This window comes from Polaromonas sp. YR568, assembly GCF_943369415.1.
In the GTDB taxonomy this organism is placed as follows: Bacteria; Pseudomonadota; Gammaproteobacteria; order Burkholderiales; family Burkholderiaceae_C; genus Polaromonas.
Window position 1 is genome coordinate 17,644 of the sequence record NZ_CALRNF020000047.1, and the last position, 20,831, is coordinate 38,474.

Sequence of the window (20,831 nt, forward strand, 5' to 3'; positions counted from 1 at the left end):
CGGCCTGCGGCCCGGCAAAGCCGGTTCCGCGCTGGCACTTGAACCGGCCGCTCTACCCTATCAGGAGAGTTACGCGTGCAGGCGCGACGTTTTCGGAATGTGCGCCATCAAGAACTCCATCTGGTCCGCCAGGATGCGGCGGTTGCGCAGGATGAAGTCTTCCCAGAGGCTGGGCACGTAAGGCGTGTAGAGCAGCGGCATGTGGGCCTGCTCGGGCGTGCGGCTGCTTTTGCGGTGGTTGCAGGCGCGGCAGGCCGTCACCACGTTCATCCAGGTGTCTATGCCGTTCTGCGCAAACGGGATGATGTGCTCGCGCGTCAGGTCTTCTTCGTGGAAATGCCCGCCGCAGTAGGCGCACACATTGCGGTCGCGCGCGAAGAGCTTGCCGTTGGTCAAGCCCGGCTTGAGGTCGAAGGGGTTGATGTTGGGCACGCCCTTGGTGCCGATGATGCTGTTGACCGTGATGATGGACTGCTGGCCCGTGACGGCGTTGTGCCCGCCGTGGAAGGTCACCACCCGCGCGCCCATCTCCCAGCGCACCTCGTCAGCCGCGTAATGCAACACGGCTTGTTCAAGGCTGATCCACGACTGTGGCAATCCCTGGGCTGAGAGCTTCAAGACCTTCAAAACGAACCTCCATCAAGGTGGACGACGCTGGGAAACACGGTACTGCGCTAGCTGTGTATCAATATACAGTGAAATCATGAAAAACACCTTCAAATCCCCCATTAACCACGTTCAGGCCCCGTTCAACCGTGCTCCGGCGCTACAAAAACGATAATTGCCCCCATGAAAGTTTTCCGCGGCTACCAACATCCCCAGCAGGCGGCGCACTGCGCGCTGACGATAGGCAACTTCGACGGCGTGCACCGCGGCCACCAGGCCATGCTGGCATTGCTGAAAAACGAAGCCCAGCACCGCGGCGTGCCCAGCTGCGTGATGAGCTTCGAACCGCATCCGCGCGACTATTTCGCCAAGGCCGCCCGCAAGCCCGAACTGGCGCCGGCCCGCATCGCCACCCTGCGCGACAAGCTCACCGAACTGGCGCGCTGCGGCATAGACCAGTGCGTAGTGCTGCCCTTCAATGCTGCGCTGGCCGCCCAGCCGGCCCAGTCCTTTATCCAGGACGTGCTGGTGCGCGGCCTGGGCGCCCAATACGTGCTGGTGGGCGACGACTTCCGCTTCGGCGCCAAACGCGTGGGCGACTACGCCATGCTGGACGCAGCCGGCGAACGCCTGGGTTTTGACGTGGCCCGCATGAACAGCTACGAGGTGCATGGCACGCGCGTGTCGAGTTCCGCCGTGCGGGAAGCGCTGGCCCAGGGCCGCATGGACCGCGTCGCCGGCCTGCTGGGCCGGCCCTACAGCATCTCCGGCCATGTGGTGCACGGCCGCAAGCTGGGGCGCGACCTCGGTTTTCGCACCCTCAACCTGCGCTTTTCGCACTGGAAACCGGCCGCCAGCGGGATTTTTGCGGTGCGGGTGCACGGCCTGGGCGAAAAGCCCATCCCCGGCGTGGCCAACCTGGGCATACGCCCTTCGCTGGACCCGGCCGACGTCAATGGCGGGCGGGTACTGCTGGAGACGCATTGCCTCGAATGGCCCGCCGCCCTTGGGCCCGAGGGGGCATACGGTAAAATCATCCGCGTGGAACTGCTGCACAAACTGCATGACGAACTGAAATACGACAGTCTGGAGAGCCTGAAAACCGGCATCGCCAAGGACTGCGATGAGGCGCGGGCGTTTTTTGCCCAGCCCCAGTCGTTTTCGGCCGCCATGCACACGGAAACCAGCCGCCAGACCACGCGCGACCGAATTTAGACGATCTCGTCGCCTCTGGCCCCGCCCTGCTTCATGGCGGATGGCTTTCCTCCCCACCGTATTGCCGGCGGCCCCGCCTCTTACAGGCCGCCCTAACAAAAGCATCCCATGTCCGAGACCAAAACCGATTACCGCAGCACCCTGAACCTGCCCGACACCCCCTTCCCCATGCGCGGCGACCTGCCCAAACGCGAGGCCGGCTGGACCCAGGAATGGGATGACAAAGGCATTTACAAAAAACTGCGCGACGTGCGCGCCGGCAAGCCCAGGTTCGTGCTGCACGACGGCCCGCCCTACGCCAACGGCAAGATCCACATCGGCCACGCCGTCAACAAAGTCCTCAAGGACATGATCGTCAAGGCGCGCCAGCTCAAAGGCCTGGACGCCATCTACGTGCCCGGCTGGGACTGCCACGGCCTGCCGATCGAGAACGCCATCGAAAAACTGCACGGCCGCAACCTGCCGCGCGACGAGGTGCAGGCCAAGAGCCGCGCCTTCGCCACCGAACAGATCGCCGGCCAGATGGCCGACTTCAAGCGCCTGGGCGTGCTCGGCGAATGGGACAACCCCTACCGCACCATGGACTTCGGCAACGAGGCCAACGAAATCCGCGCCCTCAAACGCATCATGGAGCGTGGGTTCGTCTACCGCGGCCTGAAGCCGGTTTACTGGTGCTTCGACTGCGGCTCGTCGCTGGCCGAGTTTGAAATCGAATACGCCGACAAAAAATCCAGCACGCTGGACGTCGGCTTCAAATGCGCCGAGCCGCAAAAACTGGCACTGGCTTTCGGCCAGGCCGTGCTGCGCAAGGAGGCCTTCGCGGTCATCTGGACGACCACCGCCTGGACCATCCCCGCCAACCAGGCGCTGAACCTGAACCCCGAACTCGAATACTCGCTGGTGGACACCGAGCGCGGGCTGCTGGTGCTGGCATCGGTGCTGGTCGAAAAATGCCTGGAGCGCTACCAGCTGGAAGGCCGCGTCATCGCCGTCACCAAGGGCGAAAACCTCGCGAACATCAACTTCGAGCATCCGTTCTACGACGTCGATCCCGGCTACAAACGTTTCAGCCCGGTGTTCCTGGCCGACTATGCCACCGCCGACGACGGCACGGGTATCGTGCACTCCTCGCCCGCCTACGGCGTGGAAGACTTTAACTCCTGCGTGGCCAACGGCATCGCCTACGACGACATCCTGAACCCGGTACAGGGCAACGGCCGCTACGTCGACGAGTTGCCCCTGTTCGGCGGCCTCAACATCTGGAAAGCCGCGCCGCTGGTCATCGAGAAGCTGCGCGAGCACGGCCGCCTTTTCGCCACGCACGACATCCTGCACAGCTACCCGCACTGCTGGCGCCACAAGACGCCGGTGATCTACCGCGCGGCGGCCCAGTGGTTCATCCGCATGGACGCCGAAACCGCCGGCACCCAGGGCGTGTTCGCCAGCGACAAGGCCGGCAAGACCCTGCGCGAACTGGCCCTGGCCGCCATCGAGGAGACCAGCTTCTACCCCGAAAACGGCAAGGTCCGCCTGCGCGACATGATCGCCGGGCGGCCCGACTGGTGCATCAGCCGCCAGCGCAACTGGGGCGTGCCCCTGCCCTTTTTCATCCACACCGCCACCGGCGAACTGCACCCGCGCACCATGGAAATCATGGACCAGGCCGCCCGCATGGTGGAAGCCGGCGGCATCGAGGCCTGGAGCAAGGCCAGCGCCGAATCCATCCTGGGCGCCGAAGCCGCCGACTACATCAAGAGCACCGACATCCTCGACGTCTGGTTCGACTCCGGCACCACGCACGACCACGTGCTGCGCCACAGCCACGCCGCGCAGTCGACCTGGCCGGCAGACCTGTACCTTGAAGGCCACGACCAGCACCGCGGCTGGTTCCATTCCTCGCTGCTCACCGCCTGCGCGATGTACGACCGCGCACCCTACAAGGGCCTGCTGACGCACGGCTTCACCGTGGACGGCAAGGGCCGCAAGATGAGCAAGAGCGAAGGCAACGTCGTGGTGCCGCAGGAAGTCAGCGACAAGCTGGGCGCCGAGATCATCCGCCTGTGGTGCGCCTCGACCGACTACTCGGGCGACCTGGGCATCGACGACAAGATCCTGGCCCGCGTGGTCGACGCCTATCGCCGCATCCGCAACACGCTGCGTTTCCTGATGGCCAACGTCAGCGACTTCGACCCGGCCAAGGATTCCGTGCCGTTTGAGCAGATGCTGGAAATCGACCGCTACGCGCTGAGCCGCGCGTCGCAGTTGCAGGCCGACATCCTGGCGCACTACGAGGTCTATGAGTTCCACCCGGTGGTCTCCAAGCTGCAGATCTATTGCAGCGAAGACCTGGGCTCTTTCTACCTCGACATCCTCAAGGACCGGCTCTATACCACCGGCCCCAAATCGCTGGCCCGCCGCAGCGCGCAGACCGCGCTCTGGCAGATCACGCACGCCATGCTGCGCTGGATGGCGCCTTTCCTGAGCTTCACGGCGGAAGAGGCCTGGAAGGTCTTCGGTTCCTCGGAATCCATCTTCATGGAAACCTACTCCGAATTCCCCGCGCCCGACACGGCGCTGCTGGCCAAATGGTCGCGCATCCGCGAGTTGCGCGACGCCGTCAACAAGGACATCGAAACCCTGCGCGCCGACGGCAAGGTGGGCTCCTCCCTGCAGGCCAACGTGGTGCTGGAAGTGCCGGCCGACGACCTCGCGCTGCTCACCAGCCTGGGCGACGATTTGAAGTTCGTCTTCATCACCTCCGCCATCGAAGCGGCTGCAGGAAGCGCTGTTTCGACCAGGGTAACGCCCAGCACCGATGCCAAGTGCGACCGCTGCTGGCACTACCGCGCCGACGTGGGCCACGACCCGGCCCACCCGACGATCTGCGGCCGCTGCACCAGCAACCTGTTCGGCGCCGGTGAAGACCGGAAATACGCGTAATGGCAAAAACCACCTTCACCCGTTCCTCCAGCTCGCTGCTCCCCTGGCTGGGCCTGGCGCTGATCATCCTGATCGCCGACCAGTTCACCAAGGTGCTGATTCTGGGTTACTACCACCTGGGCGATTCCACCTATGTGACCAGCTTCTTCAACGTCGTGCGGGTGCACAACACCGGCGCGGCGTTTTCCTTCCTGGCGACGGCGTCGGGCTGGCAGCGCTGGTTTTTCACCGCCATCGGCCTGGCCGCGGCGCTGTTCATTTTGTGGATGCTGCGCTCGCATCCGGGGCAAAAGCTGTTCTCCTTCGCGCTGGCCTGCATCCTGGGCGGCGCGCTGGGCAACGTCATAGACCGCACCATGCACGGCTACGTCGTGGACTTCCTGCAGTTCCACTGGGCCGGCTGGTACTTCCCCTCCTTCAACATCGCCGACGCCGCTATCACCATAGGCGCGGTCTGCCTGATCCTCGACGAACTGCTGCGGGTTCGCGGCACGCGCTGAACGCCGGCGATTCATGACAGCCTCCATCCTTGACGCACTGGCAGCGGACTGGGCCGGCGAGCCCACCCTGCATTCCCGGGCGCAAAGCTGGAGCTGGTTCAGGCCGGCTTTCCACCAGGCGCTGCAAAGCCAGGCAGTGGCGCCTTCTTCAAGCTGGGTGATCGATGAAGAAAGCCTGGCCAAGGCCTTCTTCTCCTGGGCCGAACTGGTGGAGCTGTACACGCCTTACGAGGCGCTGGACGGCGCCGATTTCCGGCATTTCATCCTGGGGCTGCTGCTGCAAAAGCTGCTGGAAACCCAGCCGCCTGTGCTGCGCGATGTTCCCGCCACGGCGGCCGCCGTTCCCCTCACAAGCTTTGTGCTGACCCTGCTACAGGCCCTGCACACAAACGCCGGCACGGCCGCGCTCACGCTGGATGCGGCGGCGCTGGCCGGCCCGCGCTGGGCCAGCTACGTCGAGAACGTCGCCGAAGACGCCTCGACCGCACCCTGTTTTCTCGACCAGATGACGGGGCTGCAACCGGCCTGGCAAAGCCGCTCGCTGATCGAACACAGGCCCGCCATGCAAAAAGCGCTGGCACTTGCGCGCCAGCGCTCCTGAAACCGCACTTCGCAGGGCTCAGCCCAACTTCATATTCGTCGAGGTAATCAGGTGCTTCCAGCGCTGGTAGTCGGCCGCCACATAGGCCGTGATCGCCGCGCCTTCGAGAGAAGTCGGCTCGGTCGCATCCTGGCGCAGCCGCGCGGTCACGGCCGGTTGCGCGATCAGCTTGTTGATCGCGGCGTTGAGCTCCGACGTGATCGCAGCCGGCGTGCCCGGAGGCGCCATCAGGCCCCAGTAGTTGTTGACGTCGAAGTCCTTGAAGCCGAGTTCCTCCATGCCCGGAACGCCGGGCACGCTGGGTGCGCGGTCCTTCGAGGTCAGCGCCAGGGCCTTGATCTTGCCGTCCTTGATGTAGGGCATCAGGGCCGGCACGCTGCCCGTCATGAACTGGAGCTGGCCGGCCAGCAGGTCGGTGGTCGCAAAGGCGATGCCGCGGTAAGGGATGTGAACAATCGAGGTGCCGGTGCGCTGCTTGAGCAGCTCCACCACCAGGTGGTTGATGCTGCCGCTGCCGGCCGAGCCGTAGTTGTACTTGCCAGGGTTGGTCTTGATGTGCTCAATGGTCTCGCGCAGGTTGTTGCCCGGCAGGGTGGGGTGCGAGGCAAACAGCAGCGGGCCGGCGCCCATGATGGCCACGGGCGCGAACTGCGTGGGGTCGTATTTGGGCGTGCCGCCTGAGGCCGCCACCGTCGTGAACGGCGAGGCGATGAACAGCAGGGTCTGGCCGTCGGGCGGCGCCTTGGCCACCAGGTCTGCGCCCACCGCACCGCCGGCGCCGGTGCGGTTGTCGATGACGAACTGCCGGCCCATGGACTTGCTCAGTTCGGAACCGAAAAACCTCGCCATGGCATCGCTGCCCGCGCCGGGCGCGAACGGCACGATGATTTTGGAAATCGCCGAGGGCTGGGCCCGCAGTTGCGCCACGGCGCAAAAAGCGGCAAGCCCACCGGCCGCCTGGATCAGGGAACGTCGTTTCATGTTTGTCTCCTAGCTGTCTATTTAGTTATCAAATGCTGTCACGAAAAACTCTGCTTCTTGCTTCCCAGGAGTGAGGCTGCGGCATCTTCGTGCGCCGCCGGCCCTCACCCCTGCCCTCTCCCAGGGGGAGAGGGAGTAATTCCCTTGCCCCTACCTCCGGATGAGGGAGTCAATTTTTCTTGCCCCTCTCCCTTCTGGGAGAGGGTTGGGGTGAGGGGCTGCGGCCTCTGCACCAAACCGTGGCTATTGCGGCGCTATCACCTCCGTATGCAGCACCGTCCCCTCAAGGTCGCACAACTTGACCGTGAGGCAACGCGAAGCGGGATCAATCTCGACCTCGCCGAAAAACTGGTAACCGGCGGCCGGGCTGGCGCCGCGCACCGGCGAGGCGCGCGAATAGCGCACCTGGTTGCCGAAGGTCGCATCGGGATTGAAAGGCCCGTACGAGCCCGCATGCAGCGGCCCCGACACAAACTCCCAGAAGGGCAGGAAATCCTTGAACACCGCCTGCTCGGGATCGAAATAATGCGCGGCCGTGTAATGCACGTCGGCGCAGAGCCAGACGATGTTGTGGATGGCATTGGCCTTGATGAAGGACAGCAGGCCGGCCAGCTCGATCTCGCGGCCGCTGGGCTCGCCGTCGTCGCCATTGGCCACGCCCTGCCACTTGACCCGGCCCTCGGCGTCATGGCCATCGGCCACGTTGGTGCCTATGGGCATGCCCGCCGCGACGACCTTCCACTGTGCTTTGGACGCGAGCAACTCCTGCTGCAGCCATTGGATTTGCGCCTCGCCGAGGAAGACCGTGCCCGGGCCTTCGGTCTGCGTGTTGTGCGAGTTCGGCCCGCGGTGCGTCTGCATGTCGACGACGAATACGTCGAGCAGCGGCCCGTACTGCACGCGGCGGTACAGCAGGCCGGCGCCGCCAAAGCCTTCCAGCGGCATGGGCGAGTATTCGCGGAAGGCGCGCGCGGCCGTCGCGGCCAGCAGCTTGAGGTCCTTGATCACGTAGCGCTTGTCGCGCATCAGGTCCAGCGAGGGCGACCAGTTGTTGACGACCTCATGGTCGTCCCACATGATGATTTGCGGCACCTCGGCGCAGAACTTCGTGAAGTGCGGATCCAGCCAGTTGTAGCGGAAGTTGCCGCGGTAGTCTTCTATGGTTTCGGCGACACGGGTCTTGGCCAGGGTCACCACATTGGTCCAGCTGCGGCCGCGCTCGTCGTCGACCTTGTGCTGCAGCGGGTGGTCGGCGTAAATCGTGTCGCCGCAGTGCACGAAGAAATCGAGTTCGCGCCGGCGTATGGTGTCAAACATCTTCAGGCCGCCCCACTCGGGATTGATGCCAAAACCCTGGCCGTTGACGTCGGCCGACCAGGCAAAGCGGATGGGCCGCGCGGCGTCGGGCGCGGAGCGGAAGCTGGAGCGCCGCACCCAGGCCTCGGCATGCGCGGCTTCCAGGCCGTGGGCGGTGACGGCGAGCGAAATCGTCGCATTGCGCGGCAGGCCTGAAAGCTGGACGCGCGTGGTGTAGTCGGTCACGTCGAGCGCCTGCGGCGCACGCAGCGTGTTCCAGGGGCCGGCCTCGCCGTCCGCGCTCCAGGCGATCTCGACGTCGGCCGCATACGGCAGGCGCGCCCAGACGATGGCCGCGTCGCCGCTGACCTCGCCTATCTGTATGCCGCTGACCTGGCTGTCGTCGGCCAGCGGCAACTGCTTCTTCGTGGTGACCGACGGCCGCGGCATGGTGCGGGCGCGCATGCCGTCAGAGAGCTCCTTGAGCGCCAGCGGCAGGTCGAGCGGGCTTGGCAGGTTGCGCAAAACCTTGAGGGGCAAGTCGAAAGGGTTCATGGCCAAAGCGATCTCGTCAGGGATGGGTGGTGGATGTCAGGGCGGCGTTGTTGATGCCGTCCAGCAGTGAATCTTCCAGGCTAGCGTAGCCATTCCAGCGCAGCCGGTAAACCGTCGCAAACCCTGCTTCGAGCTGTGTTTGCTCGTCGCCGGCCGCGATGGTGCCGGAACGGCCCTTGTCGTAACGCAGCACCGTCGTGTCGGGCCCGGATTTTTCAGCCGTGATGCTGGGCGCGATCTTGGCCCGGCCGGGCGCCGCATGGCGCAGCGGCGCGGGCAGCGCGGCCGGCAGGTTGATGCTGAGCCAGGTGTCGGGCTGGTGCCAGGCTTCCACGGTCTCGCCGAAATGGCGCACCAGGCGCGCCAGCCAGGCGGCGACCTCGGGCGATTCAAAGTTGCTGCCGTTGGGCGCGGAAAAACCGATGGCCGGCACGCCCCAGAAGCTGGCCTCGCGCGCAATCGCCATGGTGCCCGAGTAGGCGATGTCTTCGGCGATGTTGCGGCCGTCGTTGATGCCCGAGAGCACCAGCGTGGGTTTGGGCGAGTCGGCGAACAGCCAGGCAAAGGCCGCGATGGCGCAGTCGGCCGGCGTGCCCGAGCAGGCATAACGCCGCACGCCCAGCCGCGTCATGGTGAAAGGTTCATGCAGCGAAATGCTGTGGCCCTTGCTGCTGCGCTTGTCCTGGGGTGCCACCACCCAGACGTCGTCGCTCAGGCCGGCGGCGGCGCGCTCCAGCGCGGCCAGCCCCGGCGCGAAGTGGCCGTCGTCGTTGCTCACCAAAATTCGCAGGGCAGAGGTCATGAGGGCTGAAGGAAAGAAGAAATAGAAGCCGAGGCACCGATCTGCTGCCGCACCAGGGCCGCCACCAGCGGCGCCGCCTCGATCTGCGGCAGGTGGCCTATGCCGCCCAGTGTATGCACCGCCACGTGGGCGGGCAGGCCTGCTGCCTGGTGTATCGGCAGTACGCGGTCCAGCGTACCCCAGAGCAGTTTCACGGGTATGACAAGCCCGCCGATTCCCTCAAGGCGGCCGCGCAGCGATTCGGCCTGGGTGCCGTCGGGCAAGAGGCTGGCCGCCATGGCGGCGAGGCCCGCGCGCTTGGTCTCATTGCCGAGTTCCTGCAAAGCCGTCGCGACAAAAGAGCCGCTCAGGCGCGAAGCGTCGCCGAACAGCTGCACCAGCCAGGGTCGCAGGCTGACTTCGCTGTTCGCGCGCAGTATGCCGTCAATAAAGGCGCCGTTGATCTCGGGGCCCAGGCCGGCGGGCGCCAGCAGCGTCAGCGAGCGCAGGCGCGAACCGAGCAGGCCCGACAAGGCCAGCGCCGTGCCGCCGCCCATGGAATGGCCCAGCAGGTGGACTTCGTTGATGCCTTCGCTGTCCAGCCGCTCCAGCACGGCCTGCGCGACGGCCTCAAAGTTGAGCGTCTCGGCGCGCGGCGACTTCCCGTGGTTGGGCAGGTCTATGCCCAGCACGGGAAGGTCGCGCAGCTGGTCGGCCAGCAGGCGCCACGATCCTTGCGAGGTGCCAAAGCCATGGAGCAGCACCAGCGGCGCGCCCTCGTGGCGTGAAAACCAGTTCAGGTTCAGTGCGCCGGTGGAAGCCTGGCCGGCAGCGCGTTTCGCGCCCGCAAGGTCGGCGGCCAGCACGCGGCCGTCCGGGCCCGAGCCGCTGACCTTGTTCAAATCAATGCCGCGCTCACGCGCCAGGCTGCGGGCCAGCGGTGTGGCGCGCAGCAGGCTTTGTTGGCTTGCGGCACTCACTTCAGGCGCGGCGGCAACGGCGACAGGCGCTACGACTTCGGCCACAGCCTGCGGCGCATCGGGCGCCGCACCTGGAACACCCGACGCAGGCACCGCCTCACCGGGCTGCAAAATCCAGCCGACGATCTGCCCCACCGGCATGGTGACACCCACCACGCCGTCTATGCCTTGCACGATGCCGTCGGCCGCCGCGTCGATCTCCATCGTCGCCTTGTCGGTCTCTATCTCGAACACGACCTGGCCCTTGGTGACGGTGTCGCCGTTCTTGACATACCAGTGCGCGATCTTGCCTTCACTCATGTCCATGTCGACGCGCGGCAGTATCAGTTCCACCGCCATGCTCAGGCCCTCACCAGCAGCGAACGGCGCGCGGCCGCGACGATGTCGGGCACCTGGGGCACCGCGGCTTTTTCCAGCTCGGGGTTGTAGGGCAAGGGGCAGTCCGCGCCGCCCAGGCGGATGATGGGTGCGTCCAGCCGGTCGAAGGCCGAACTCTCGGCGATCATCGCGCTGACCTCGGCGCCTATGCCCAGCTGCTTGGTGCCTTCGTAGACGCAGATCAGGCGGGTGGTCTTGCTCACGCTCCTGATCAGCGTGGAGTGGTCCAGCGGCCGTAGCGAACGCAAGTCGACCACCTCGGCCGAAATACCCTGGGCCGCGAGTTGCTCGGCCGCTTCCAGCGCGCGGTGCACCATGATGGCAGTCGCGGCAATCGTGAGGTCCGTGCCTTCGCGGCGCACGCGCGCCTCGTGCAGCGGCTCGGTGTAATAGCCTTCGGGCACAGGCCCCTTCATCTTGTAGAGCAGCTTGTGCTCGAAGAACATCACCGGGTCCGGGTCCTCGATGGCGGCCAGCAGCATGCCCTTGGCATCGTGCGGCGTCGAGGGCTGCACCACCTTGAGGCCTGGCACGTGGGCGAACCAGGCTTCCAGACTCTGGCTGTGCTGGGCCGCGGCGCCGGTGCCGGAGCCGCTCGGGAAACGCATGACCAGCGGCACCGAAGCCTTGCCGCCCAGCATGAAACGCATCTTGGCGGCCTGGTTGACGATCTGCTCCATCGCCAGCGAGGCAAAGTCGGAGAACTGGAATTCATAGACCGGCCGGCGCCCCATCAGGGCCGCGCCGACCGCGACGCCCGCGCCGCCGAGTTCGGAAATCGGCGTGTCCATCACGCGGTCTTCGCCGAAGCGCTGCACCAGGTCGCCGGTGACCTGGAAAGCGCCGCCGTAGACGCCGATGTCCTCGCCCATCAGGAAGACGCGCTCGTCGCGCTCCATGGCGATGCCCAGCGCTTCCTGGATGGCCTGCGAATAAGTCAGTTCACGCACCGCTTCAGCCATGGGCGGCCTCCGCCACGGGCGAGGCATAGACGAAGTCGGTCAGGCTGGCGATGTCGGGCGCCGGGCTGTCCTTGGCGAACTCTATCGAGTCCTCGATTTCCTTTTCAACGCTCTTCACCAGTTCATCCACTTCATGTTGTTCAATCATCCCGTGCCTGAGCAAATCCTGCTCGAACAGCACGATGGGGTCGCGTTCGACCCAGGACTCGATCTCTTCCTTGGTCCGGTAGCGGTTGCGGTCGCTCTTGGAGTGGCCGCGGTGCCGGTAGGTCAGGCATTCGATCAGGGTCGGGCCGCCGCCGGCGCGCGCGCGTTCAATCGCCGTGTGCGCCGCTTCGGCGACGTCGGCAAAGCTGTTGCCGTCAATCGTGAGGCCGGGCATGTCGTAGGCCAGGGCGCGCGTGGCGATTTTTTTCACCGCGGTGGAGCGCTCGGTGGAAGTCGACATGCCGTACTTGTTGTTCTCGCAGACAAACACCACAGGCAGCTTCCAGATCGCCGCCATGTTCAGGCCTTCATGGAAAGCGCCCTCGTTGTTGGCGCCGTCGCCGAAAAAGCAGACGACCACGTTGGGCTTTTTCATCTGCTTGAGCGCCAGCGCCGCGCCGACCGCAATAGGGATGCCGCCGCCGACAATGCCGTTGGCGCCCAGGTTTCCGCCCGCCACGTCGGCGATGTGCATGGAGCCGCCGCGGCCGCGGCAGTAGCCGGTGTCCTTGCCGAAGAATTCGGCGAACATGTATTTGGGCTCCGCGCCCTTGGCGATGCAGTGGCCGTGGCCCCGGTGCGTGGAGGTGATGCAGTCCGCCGCGCCCAGGTTGATGCCGACGCCGACGGCGCTGGCTTCCTGGCCTATCGACAGGTGCATGGTGCCGTGCACCAGGCCGCGCATATAGGCCTGCTCGGCGCCCTCTTCAAAGCGGCGAATCAGCACCATCTGGCGCAGCGCCTTGTGCAGGGCCGCCTTGCCCAGGCGGGTGTAGGCCTCAGGTGTTGTGGGTTTGAGCACTGCGTTCATGCGTGCTCCAGCACGCCGTAAACCAGCTCGTCCTGGCGGCGGCGCAATTCAACGATGCGCGAATCCGGGTCGACCGCGACATTCGCGTAGGTCAGCAGCTCGCCCTTGCGGATGTGCGCCGTCACCGTGCCGCGCTCGATCAGGCCGCAAGGCACGGCGTTCTTCGCGCGCGCGTCGCCGGCCGCCATGGCCCAGGCGCGGTAGGTGTATTCGCCGATCGCGTCCAGCCGGTCGCCGGGTTTGAGGTCGCATTTGGCCAGCGCGCAGACTTCGGCCGTGGGCTTGGGCAGCGGCGCCATGTCGGCGCGGCCGTAGAGCACTGCGCGGGCGCAGGTCAGCGGCACTTCCAGGCTGCACAGGTGGTATGGCCGGTAGAAGGTGTAGTAAGGGCCGGTGCCCAGCTTGAGGTAGTCCATGCGCTCGCGCAGCCGCGGGTGCGCCATCTCGGCGACCACAAACACGCCGGGCGCCACGCCCTTGCCGACGGTGTAGTCGACCACGCCCTTGCGCGTGAGGATGCCGCCGTCGGCGACCGGGCACAGCACCTTGTGCAAATCTTCCAGCGAGGCGTTGGGGCCGTGCATGCCGGCGATGTCGGGCACCAGGCCGGTCGCGTTGGCGATGGCCGACATCTCGACGGCGGTCTTGGAGCCGTCGACGAACTCGACCAGCATGCGCGGGTTCAGGCCCTTGCCGAGCGCTTCCTCGGTGTAATCGTCGGGCGTGGCGTCGATGTTGAGCGGGTTGTTCTTGCCCTTGCCGGCGGCGATCACCGGGTAGCCCAGCGCCGAGACGAAGTTGATCAGCTCGATGGCCGCGCTGGGTTCGTCGCCCGCGCCCAGCGAATAGATCACGCCCAGGCGGTCGGCTTCATGTTTGAGGTAGGCGCCTATGGTGACGTCGGCCTCGACGTTCATCATCACCAGGTGTTTGCCGTGCTCCATCGCGGTCAGGCCTATCTGCGCGCCGACGGCGGGTTTGCCGGTCGCGTCGACGACGACGTCGATCAGGCCGCAGCTGCAGACCAGGTGGGCATCCGGCGTGATCGCGATGCGGCGGTCGCGGATGGCCTGCTCCAGCGCGCTGGCGGTGTTGACGATGCGGTGGGCATCGGCGTTGTGGCCGGCGGCGGCCAGCGCGGCAACGGCCGCCGGCACGTTGATGTCGGCAATCGCCGCGACCACGATGCCACGCATCTGCAGCACCTGGGTCACGATGTCCGTGCCCATCATTCCCGAGCCTATCAGTCCGATCCGCACCGGTTTGCCCGAAGCCTCTAGCTTGAGCAGGTCAGCGGCCAGGCCGCTGGGCGTAAAACCATTCATCCATTACCCCATTTCGTCGATTGAGAAGCCGGGACACCGCCGGCTCAATTTCCGCGCTTTGTTCCGCGCTTGTGTACATTTGATCTTAATCTTATACTTATGTACATCATGAGCGCAAGCAAAAACCACGGGCTGAACGCCAATCAGCCGCGATTTAGGGGTAATTCCCGAGACGTGGGAGAACTGCTGGCCGGCGCTTTAGCCGGCCTGACCGGCGAGCTTGATCAGCGCCCGGGCGGCGTGCTCGTCGGTGATCAGCGTGGTGGGCCTGATCAGGCGCAGCGCGCCCAGCAGGGCCTGGGCCTTGCCGGTGCCGCCCGAGGCCAGGATGCGCTGCGGCACGGCCTTGAGGGTTTCGACAGGCACCGACATCACGCGGCCCTGGATAGGGTCGTTGATCAGTTCGCCCTTGCGGTCGTAATAGTGAAACAGCAGGTCGCCAACCGCGCCCATTTTCACGACACGGCGGCGCAGCTCTTCGGGCATCACGCCGTAACGGTAGGCCGTGCCCTCGGGCGAGACGTCGCCGACGCTCACCAGCACCGCGTCCAGCAGTTTGGCGTTGTCGAAGACCTCGCCCAGGCCGCAATAGTCGATCAGGGTCTGCCGCGTCTGCGGCGAATCGACGACGGCGGGCGCCGTCATCAAATAGCACTCGGCCTGGAACAGGCTGGAAAACCGCCAGGCGAACTCGGACGGGTTGAAGCGCCTGACCTTGGTGATGCCGCCCAGCAGTGAAATCACGCCGAGGTCGGCGACCGGCGCCTCAGTCATGAAGCGCAGCGACTCGTGCAGCGTGCGGCCCCAGCCCACGCCGATGCGCATGCCGGGGCGCAGCAGGCCTGACATGTACTGGCCGGTGGCCGCGGCGATGGGCACCGTGGCGTCAACGTCCGCGTCGGACACCGGCGCCACCACCGCCTCGCCCAGGCCGAAGAGTTTTTCGAGCTCGCGCTCCAGCGCGATGCACTCGGGCACGCCGGTCTCTATGCTGAACTTGATTTCGTTGCGCTCGCGCAGGTCCGACAGCAGCCGCACCACGGTGACCCGGCCTATGCCCAGGCGCTGCGCGATCTCGTTTTGCGTCATCTCCTCGACGAAATACATCCAGGCCACGCGCAAACGCATGCGCTTGTTGCGCTGGCTGGGACCCGCGCCCGCGAGCGGCGCATCCAGTTCACCAGGTACCTGCGGCTGTGTCGCGGCTTTGCCTTCGGCGGGGGTTTTCGCGGGTTTGGGCAAGGCGGCTCCTGATTCTGGGGAAATGACCGGTTTGGGGTGCAAAATCGGGCTTAAGGCCCTCCCCGTCCGGCTGTCATGCTAACGTAAACCACCGACAGGATCCTCATGACGCACAACATACTGCCCACCCACCGCCCCGGCCGCACCCTCCAGCCGGCGCGCACCGCCATGCAGCTGGCGCTCAAGGACGAGTTGCGCACCTTCGGCTTCAACCTGCAGCGCGGCGCGCACTGGCTGCTGCAGGACCTGGGCGGCAGCTTCGTCAAACAGGTCGAGCCGCGCAACGAGGACGGCACGCTGCACAAGCTGCACCACCTGATCGATTCGACGGCCCACGCCACCTTCTCCACGCTGCAGGTCGCGCAGCAGGCCGCTGCCGTTGCCGTGCTGCCCGATGCGGCCTACCGCACCCTGCACTTTGAACTGCAACCCCTGGGTGACTACTTTCTTCTGCAAGCCGACGCGAAAAATCCCTCGCAGCTTTTCACCAATGCCTTTTACTGGCTGCTGCGCCACGCGCTGTCCGGCAAGGCCGACGGCGCTTTGATCGCGCGCCAGCAGGCCATCGACGAGGCTTTCTGGCAGGTGCTGGAGCAGCACGCGGACCTGATCGCCCGCGCGCAGCAAGCCGGCGCCGTGCCGCGCGACCACGCCGCGCTCTGCGCCGCCGTGCTGCGCGCCCTGCTCGCCGCGCAGCCGGTGCGCGACGCCAGCCTGCCGCCCTGGGCGGGCCAGCCGGCGCAGCAAACGGATGCGCCGGCGGCCTTGCCTGAACTTCTCAGCGTGGTGGTCGCCGTCGGCCTGGCCAAAAGCGGCGACAATCCCACCCCCGACATCGGCGAACGCCTGCGCCTGGCCGGGCAGCTCGTCACCGCGCGCCTGCCCTTGCTGGAAGCCGCGCTGCAACAAGCCGACGACCAGTTGCTCACCGCCGAACTCGCTTTTTTATTCCGCCACGCTTGATGCCCCCAGAGTCCTTTCCTTCTTTTCTTGCCGACACGAGCCGACACGCGAAACACTGGCTGTTCGACGCCGCCCTGCCCCTGTGGTGGGAACGCGGCGCGGACCACGAAGGCGGCGGCTTCCATGAAAAGATAGGCCAGGACGGCCAGCCCATCGGCAAACCCGTACGGGTGCGGGTGCAGGCGCGGCAGACCTATGTGTATGCCCGCGCCGGCGCCCTCGGCTGGACCGGCCCCTGGCTGGCGGCCATGCGGCACGGCCTCACGTTCATGCTGTCGCGCTATCGACGGCCCGACGGCCTGTTCCGCAGCACGCTGGACACGGCCGACCCAACCATAGACCTCTACGATCAGGCCTTTGTCTTGTTCGCGCTGGCGCATGCCTATGAAGCCGAAGGCCGGCCGCGGGAATTGCTGGACACCGCGCAAACCCTGCTGCGGAAAATCGACGCCGCACTGGCGCACGGAGATGGCGGCTATTACGACGGCCTGCCGCACCAGCCCATCCTCAAGTCCAACCCGCTCATGCATCTGCTCGAGGCATTGCTGGCCTGGGTGGCCGCCGGGGTTGACGGAAATTTCCGCACCGCGGCCCTGGCGCTGTGCGAGCTGGCTACCACACGCCTGATCAACCCGGCCAACGGCGCGGTCGGTGAACTCTTCACGGCCGGCTGGGCGCCGCTCGGTGCGCCGCAGGAGCGGCTGTACGAACCCGGCCACCAGTTTGAATGGGCTTACCTGTTGCTGCAGGCGGAAGGCTTGCTGGACATCAACGCACGCAGCCAGGCCGTTACGCTAGAAAACTTCGGCCGCTCTTTCGGCATAGACGCCGCGCGGCAGGTGGCGCTGTTTGCCGTCAATGAAGCCGGCGAACCCACCGACCGCCGGGCGCGGCTGTGGGCGCAGACGGAAAGGCTGCGAACCTCGCTGCTGTTTGCCGCGCAAGGCCTGGGCGACACCACCCACAGCCAGGCCGCAGTGGCCGGCAGTTTTTCGGGCCTGACGCGTTTCCTTGCCGCTGAAGTGCCGGGCCTGTGGCACGAATGGCAGCGCGAAGACGGCGGCTTTGACCTGGCGCCCTCGCCGGCCTCTTCGCTGTACCACCTGATGACCGGCCTTGAAGGCCTGCTGGCCCCCTTGGCCTCCCTCGCGCCCGCGGCATCCCGCACGGGCCCTGTAGAACGGACACTCACCGCATGAAGCATTTGTTGAATCTCCTGGCGGCCATCGCGCTGCTGGTCTGGGGCACGCACCTGGTGCGCACCGGCATCCTGCGGGTCTTCGGCGCCAACCTTCGCCACGTGCTGGCCCGCAGCGTCGGCAACCGGTTCACGGCGGCGCTCTCGGGCATAGGCGTTACGGCACTGGTGCAGTCCAGCACGGCCACGGCCCTCATCACTTCCTCCTTCGTCGGCCAGGGGCTGATCAGCCTGCCCGCCGCGCTGGCCGTGATGCGCGGCGCGGACATCGGCACCGCATTGATCGCCGTCGTGTTCTCGTTCGATTTGTCCTGGCTGTCGCCGCTGCTGATTTTTATCGGCGTCGTGATGTTCATCCCGCGCCAGGCCTCCACCTCCGGCCGCATAGGCCGCATCCTGATCGGGCTGGGCCTGATGCTGCTGGCGCTGCGCCTGGTCACCGCCTCCACCGAGGTGCTCACGCAGTCACCCGCGGTCAAGGCCCTGTTCACTTCGGTCGGCAGCGACCTGCTGCTGGAAATCACGCTGGGCATGGTGCTGGCGGTGATTTCCTACTCCAGCCTGGCCGTGGTCCTGCTGATCGCCACGCTGGCATCCTCCGGCGGCATCCCGCTGGACGTGGCGCTGGGCCTGGTGCTGGGCGCCAACCTGGGCAGCGGCCTGCTGGCGGTGCTGACCACCGCCAAATCCTCGATAGAAACCCGGCAGGTGCCCATAGGCACGCTGGCCTTCAAGCTGCTCGGCGTGGTGGTGACCGCGCCCTTCATCAGCGCGTGGCTGCTGCACGTGCGCCCCTTCCTGGGCGATCCGGCCAACGTGGTCGTGCTGTTCCACCTGAGCTTCAATGTGGTGGTCGGGGTCGCCTTCATCGGCCTGACCAACCCCGTCGCCCGCCTCACGCAAAAACTCCTGCCCAAGGCCGAGAAGCCCACCTCCGGCGAGCGCCCCAACCACCTGGACCCGTCGGCCCTGTCCACGCCTTCGCTGGCGATTTCGAACGCCGCGCGCGAGGCGCTGCACCAGGCCGACGTGGTGGAGAGCATGCTGCTGGGCATGCTGGAAGTCATCCAGAAAAACGACCTCAAGCTGGCCGAAGAGCTGCGCAAGATGGACGACTCGGTCGACCAGCTGTACTCGTCGATCAAGTACTACCTGACCAAGATCTCGCGCGAGGCGCTGGCCGAGGAAGAGAGCCGCCGCTGGACCGACATCATCAGCTTCACCATCAACATGGAGCAGATCGGCGACATCATCGAGCGCGTGCTGATCGACATCGAGGACAAGAAGATCAAGCCCGGCCGCAATTTCTCGGAGGCCGGCATGGCCGAGATCGTGGAGCTGCACAACCGGCTGGTCGACAACCTGCGCCTGAGCATGAGCGTGTTCCTCAACGGCTCGGTGCGCGACGCGCAAAAACTGCTGGAAGAAAAAGCGCGCTTTCGCGACCTGGAACGCGCCTACGCCACCACCCACCTGGGACGGCTGTCAGCCAACACGGTGCAAAGCCTGGAAACCAGCTCGCTGCACATCGACCTGATCAGCGACCTCAAGCGCATCAACTCGCACATCTGCTCCATCGCCTACCCCATCCTCGATTCAGCCGGAGCGCTGGCGCCCAACCGGCTGCGCGCGCCCGCGCTCACCGACCAGGGCTAAGCGGCCAAGCCCATGGCGTCGGCAAAAATCAGCGCGGCTTCGGTCGTGAACTCGCCGCGCTGCAGGGCCTCGACCAGCTCCCCGGCCGCCATCAAACGGAACTGCTCGACCTCGCCGTCCTGGTTGTCCGGCACCAGCCCCTCGGGCACGGTGCAGACATACCAGTCGATGTCTTCCACCACATAACCCGCGCCCTTGCCGTCGGTGGACGGGCGCCGCGTCCTCAGCTGCCCGCCGTAACGCACGGCCTGCAACTCCGCCGTGTGCAGGCCGGCTTCCTCCCAGGTCTCACGCACCAGCGCGGTCTCCACCGTGTCCGCCGCCGACACCATGCCGCCCATCAGCGTGTCCCACAGGCCCGGGTCGTTGGATTTGTCGAAGGCGCGCTGCTGCACCCAATAACGCCCATCGGGCGACTGCCCGACCAGGTGCACCGCCAGCGTGGTGATGCCCAGCGGCCGCACGGCCGCGCGCTCCACCGTGCCCTTGCGGTGGCCGAACTGGTCCGGCACCGCGAGCTGCTCATCGCGCCACGCGCCGGCCAGGCCGGCCTCATGCAGCGCCACCGCGATCTTGTTCAGGCTGGTCGTCACATCCCCCATCAGGCGCCAGCCCAGGCCGTCGGGGTGCTCTTCCTTCAGCAAAGGGTGGTGGCCGTCCGTCATGGCATGCAGGGCCAGTTTGTGGAAGAAGCCGGGTTCCACCGAGCCGATCACGGATTCACCGGCCCAGAGGGGGACGCGCGGGCGCAATGGGGGCACGATTGCGCCGGCGCGGAGGGTGCGCAGCCATTCGGGGTTGTAAGTGGGGTTTGTCATGTTCTTTAGGCTGTCAGTTTACTTCCGGGGGTATTGTTTTGGGTTGCGTGTTTTGCTTGGTTCTGCTGGCCGGGTCTCGCCCCGGCAGGCGACTTACTTTCTTTTGCTTCGCCAAAAGAACGTAAGCAAAGAAAAGGCGACCCTGGTTGCTGCGTCCCTCCGCTTCGCTACGGGCAACCTGCGGTGCTCGGTCCAGGCGGGTCTCGCTAAACTCGCTGCGTTTCACTCCGCTCAAACAACGCGATCCCTGATCCGCCTGAACCTGCGCTCCTCGGCGCATCCACAAGGGGCAATCGGGATCGGGAGCGGGGACAAAAAAAGAAGAGCAGAGCAGGAGCAAGCGGCGATGCGGGGCCATGAATTTACTCCCTCTCCCTCTGGGAGAGGGCAGGGGCTGAGCGCTGCGGCTCCAGATGCGCCAGCGCGCATCTGGACAGCGCGAAGAAGCCCAGGCTCCGCCTGGGCTGCGGTCTGCAAGACAGGGTTGGCGGCGGTTGACGTGTAGCTGCGGGTGCGAAGGCTGCTGGCCCTCACCCTAACCCTCTCCCAGAGGGAGAGGGGACAAGAAGGAAGACAAATACAAACAAGGACACGCCAATGGCGTGTCCTTGTGGTTTTCTGTATTCGGATTCCTGTCTTCGGCTGTTTGGTATTTCTACTCCCCGCTCCCACCCCTTGTGGATGCGCCGAGGAGCGCAGGGCCAGACGGATCAGGGCAAAAACTTGTTTGAGCCGCAGGCGAGTTGTTTTTGACCCCGGCTGGACCGAGCACCGCAGGTTGCCCGTAGCGAAGCGGAGGGACGCAGCAACCAGGGT

At 65.9% G+C, this 20,831-nt stretch carries 17 protein-coding genes; 7 read left to right on the forward strand and 10 right to left on the reverse strand.

The features are described from left to right. Nucleotides 1–69: 69 nt before the first annotated feature. Entirely contained in the window at nucleotides 70–627 is a 558-nt protein-coding gene (locus ACLV74_RS22910) for an HNH endonuclease (RefSeq protein ID WP_411881733.1), read from the reverse strand. Between the two features lie 162 nt (nucleotides 628–789). Here ACLV74_RS22910 and ACLV74_RS22915 point away from each other — a divergent pair, with 162 nt between their 5' ends. From ACLV74_RS22915 to ACLV74_RS22930, 4 genes are all read left to right on the forward strand, one after another. Then, a complete protein-coding gene (locus tag ACLV74_RS22915; RefSeq protein WP_411881734.1) occupies nucleotides 790–1,821 on the forward strand; it encodes a bifunctional riboflavin kinase/FAD synthetase in 1,032 nt (343 codons plus the stop codon). A gap of 108 nt (nucleotides 1,822–1,929) precedes the next feature. After that, nucleotides 1,930–4,761: an isoleucine--tRNA ligase gene (gene ileS / locus ACLV74_RS22920; protein ID WP_411881735.1), complete on the forward strand. Its 2,832-nt coding sequence runs from the start codon at nucleotides 1,930–1,932 to the stop codon at nucleotides 4,759–4,761. Next, nucleotides 4,761–5,261 carry a signal peptidase II gene (gene lspA, locus ACLV74_RS22925; RefSeq protein ID WP_411881736.1) on the forward strand — a complete coding sequence of 167 codons (501 nt, stop codon included), beginning with the start codon at nucleotides 4,761–4,763 and terminating at the stop codon, nucleotides 5,259–5,261. Before ileS ends, lspA begins: the two co-directional genes overlap by 1 nt. A gap of 13 nt (nucleotides 5,262–5,274) precedes the next feature. Then, nucleotides 5,275–5,862, forward strand: coding sequence for a hypothetical protein (locus tag ACLV74_RS22930; RefSeq protein WP_411881737.1), 588 nt, complete (start codon nucleotides 5,275–5,277; stop codon nucleotides 5,860–5,862). Between the two features lie 18 nt (nucleotides 5,863–5,880). Here the strand turns inward: ACLV74_RS22930 and ACLV74_RS22935 are convergent, their stop codons facing one another. The 8 genes from ACLV74_RS22935 to ACLV74_RS22970 all read right to left on the reverse strand — a co-directional run bounded on the left by ACLV74_RS22935 (nucleotide 5,881) and on the right by ACLV74_RS22970 (nucleotide 15,380). Then, entirely contained in the window at nucleotides 5,881–6,843 is a 963-nt protein-coding gene (locus ACLV74_RS22935; RefSeq protein ID WP_411881738.1) for a tripartite tricarboxylate transporter substrate binding protein, read from the reverse strand. 243 nt (nucleotides 6,844–7,086) lie between these two features. Further along, nucleotides 7,087–8,694: an alkaline phosphatase D family protein gene (locus tag ACLV74_RS22940; protein WP_411881739.1), complete on the reverse strand. Its 1,608-nt coding sequence runs from the start codon at nucleotides 8,692–8,694 to the stop codon at nucleotides 7,087–7,089. A gap of 16 nt (nucleotides 8,695–8,710) precedes the next feature. Continuing rightward, a complete protein-coding gene (gene surE / locus ACLV74_RS22945) occupies nucleotides 8,711–9,496 on the reverse strand; it encodes a 5'/3'-nucleotidase SurE (RefSeq protein WP_411881740.1) in 786 nt (261 codons plus the stop codon). Then, nucleotides 9,493–10,794 carry an acetoin dehydrogenase dihydrolipoyllysine-residue acetyltransferase subunit gene (locus ACLV74_RS22950; RefSeq protein ID WP_411881741.1) on the reverse strand — a complete coding sequence of 434 codons (1,302 nt, stop codon included), beginning with the start codon at nucleotides 10,792–10,794 and terminating at the stop codon, nucleotides 9,493–9,495. Before ACLV74_RS22950 ends, surE begins: the two co-directional genes overlap by 4 nt. Nucleotides 10,795–10,796: 2 nt before the next feature. Then, nucleotides 10,797–11,795, reverse strand: coding sequence for an alpha-ketoacid dehydrogenase subunit beta (locus ACLV74_RS22955; RefSeq protein WP_411881742.1), 999 nt, complete (start codon nucleotides 11,793–11,795; stop codon nucleotides 10,797–10,799). After that, a complete protein-coding gene (locus tag ACLV74_RS22960) occupies nucleotides 11,788–12,813 on the reverse strand; it encodes a thiamine pyrophosphate-dependent dehydrogenase E1 component subunit alpha (RefSeq protein ID WP_411881743.1) in 1,026 nt (341 codons plus the stop codon). The genes ACLV74_RS22955 and ACLV74_RS22960 overlap by 8 nt, the downstream gene beginning before the upstream one ends. Continuing rightward, nucleotides 12,810–14,138 (reverse strand): NAD(P)H-dependent oxidoreductase, encoded by a 1,329-nt coding sequence (locus ACLV74_RS22965; RefSeq protein ID WP_411881744.1) that lies wholly within the window; start codon nucleotides 14,136–14,138, stop codon nucleotides 12,810–12,812. Before ACLV74_RS22965 ends, ACLV74_RS22960 begins: the two co-directional genes overlap by 4 nt. 198 nt (nucleotides 14,139–14,336) lie before the next feature. After that, nucleotides 14,337–15,380 carry a sugar-binding transcriptional regulator gene (locus tag ACLV74_RS22970; protein ID WP_411881745.1) on the reverse strand — a complete coding sequence of 348 codons (1,044 nt, stop codon included), beginning with the start codon at nucleotides 15,378–15,380 and terminating at the stop codon, nucleotides 14,337–14,339. Nucleotides 15,381–15,485: 105 nt separating this feature from the next. On the opposite strand from ACLV74_RS22970, the gene ACLV74_RS22975 reads away from it, so the two are divergent. From ACLV74_RS22975 to ACLV74_RS22985, 3 genes are read left to right on the forward strand one after another with little or no spacing between them, the layout of a single operon-like run. Further along, entirely contained in the window at nucleotides 15,486–16,343 is an 858-nt protein-coding gene (locus ACLV74_RS22975; protein ID WP_411881746.1) for a hypothetical protein, read from the forward strand. Beyond that, entirely contained in the window at nucleotides 16,343–17,542 is a 1,200-nt protein-coding gene (locus ACLV74_RS22980) for an AGE family epimerase/isomerase (RefSeq protein WP_411881747.1), read from the forward strand. Before ACLV74_RS22975 ends, ACLV74_RS22980 begins: the two co-directional genes overlap by 1 nt. Then, entirely contained in the window at nucleotides 17,539–19,197 is a 1,659-nt protein-coding gene (locus ACLV74_RS22985) for a Na/Pi cotransporter family protein (protein ID WP_411881748.1), read from the forward strand. Before ACLV74_RS22980 ends, ACLV74_RS22985 begins: the two co-directional genes overlap by 4 nt. Here the strand turns inward: ACLV74_RS22985 and ACLV74_RS22990 are convergent. Further along, nucleotides 19,194–20,015: an NUDIX hydrolase gene (locus tag ACLV74_RS22990; protein WP_411881749.1), complete on the reverse strand. Its 822-nt coding sequence runs from the start codon at nucleotides 20,013–20,015 to the stop codon at nucleotides 19,194–19,196. The genes ACLV74_RS22985 and ACLV74_RS22990 overlap by 4 nt on opposite strands. Between the last annotated feature and the right edge of the window lie 816 nt (nucleotides 20,016–20,831).

Coding starts and splice junctions, on each gene's coding strand:
- ACLV74_RS22915 (WP_411881734.1), top strand. CDS start 790: ATGAAAGTTTTCCGCGGCTACCAACATCCCCAGCAGGCGGCGCACTGC.
- ileS (WP_411881735.1), top strand. CDS start 1,930: ATGTCCGAGACCAAAACCGATTACCGCAGCACCCTGAACCTGCCCGAC.
- lspA (WP_411881736.1), top strand. CDS start 4,761: ATGGCAAAAACCACCTTCACCCGTTCCTCCAGCTCGCTGCTCCCCTGG.
- ACLV74_RS22930 (WP_411881737.1), top strand. CDS start 5,275: ATGACAGCCTCCATCCTTGACGCACTGGCAGCGGACTGGGCCGGCGAG.
- ACLV74_RS22935 (WP_411881738.1), bottom strand. CDS start 6,843: ATGAAACGACGTTCCCTGATCCAGGCGGCCGGTGGGCTTGCCGCTTTT.
- ACLV74_RS22940 (WP_411881739.1), bottom strand. CDS start 8,694: ATGAACCCTTTCGACTTGCCCCTCAAGGTTTTGCGCAACCTGCCAAGC.
- surE (WP_411881740.1), bottom strand. CDS start 9,496: ATGACCTCTGCCCTGCGAATTTTGGTGAGCAACGACGACGGCCACTTC.
- ACLV74_RS22950 (WP_411881741.1), bottom strand. CDS start 10,794: ATGGCGGTGGAACTGATACTGCCGCGCGTCGACATGGACATGAGTGAA.
- ACLV74_RS22955 (WP_411881742.1), bottom strand. CDS start 11,795: ATGGCTGAAGCGGTGCGTGAACTGACTTATTCGCAGGCCATCCAGGAA.
- ACLV74_RS22960 (WP_411881743.1), bottom strand. CDS start 12,813: ATGAACGCAGTGCTCAAACCCACAACACCTGAGGCCTACACCCGCCTG.
- ACLV74_RS22965 (WP_411881744.1), bottom strand. CDS start 14,138: ATGAATGGTTTTACGCCCAGCGGCCTGGCCGCTGACCTGCTCAAGCTA.
- ACLV74_RS22975 (WP_411881746.1), top strand. CDS start 15,486: ATGACGCACAACATACTGCCCACCCACCGCCCCGGCCGCACCCTCCAG.
- ACLV74_RS22980 (WP_411881747.1), top strand. CDS start 16,343: ATGCCCCCAGAGTCCTTTCCTTCTTTTCTTGCCGACACGAGCCGACAC.
- ACLV74_RS22985 (WP_411881748.1), top strand. CDS start 17,539: ATGAAGCATTTGTTGAATCTCCTGGCGGCCATCGCGCTGCTGGTCTGG.
- ACLV74_RS22990 (WP_411881749.1), bottom strand. CDS start 20,015: ATGACAAACCCCACTTACAACCCCGAATGGCTGCGCACCCTCCGCGCC.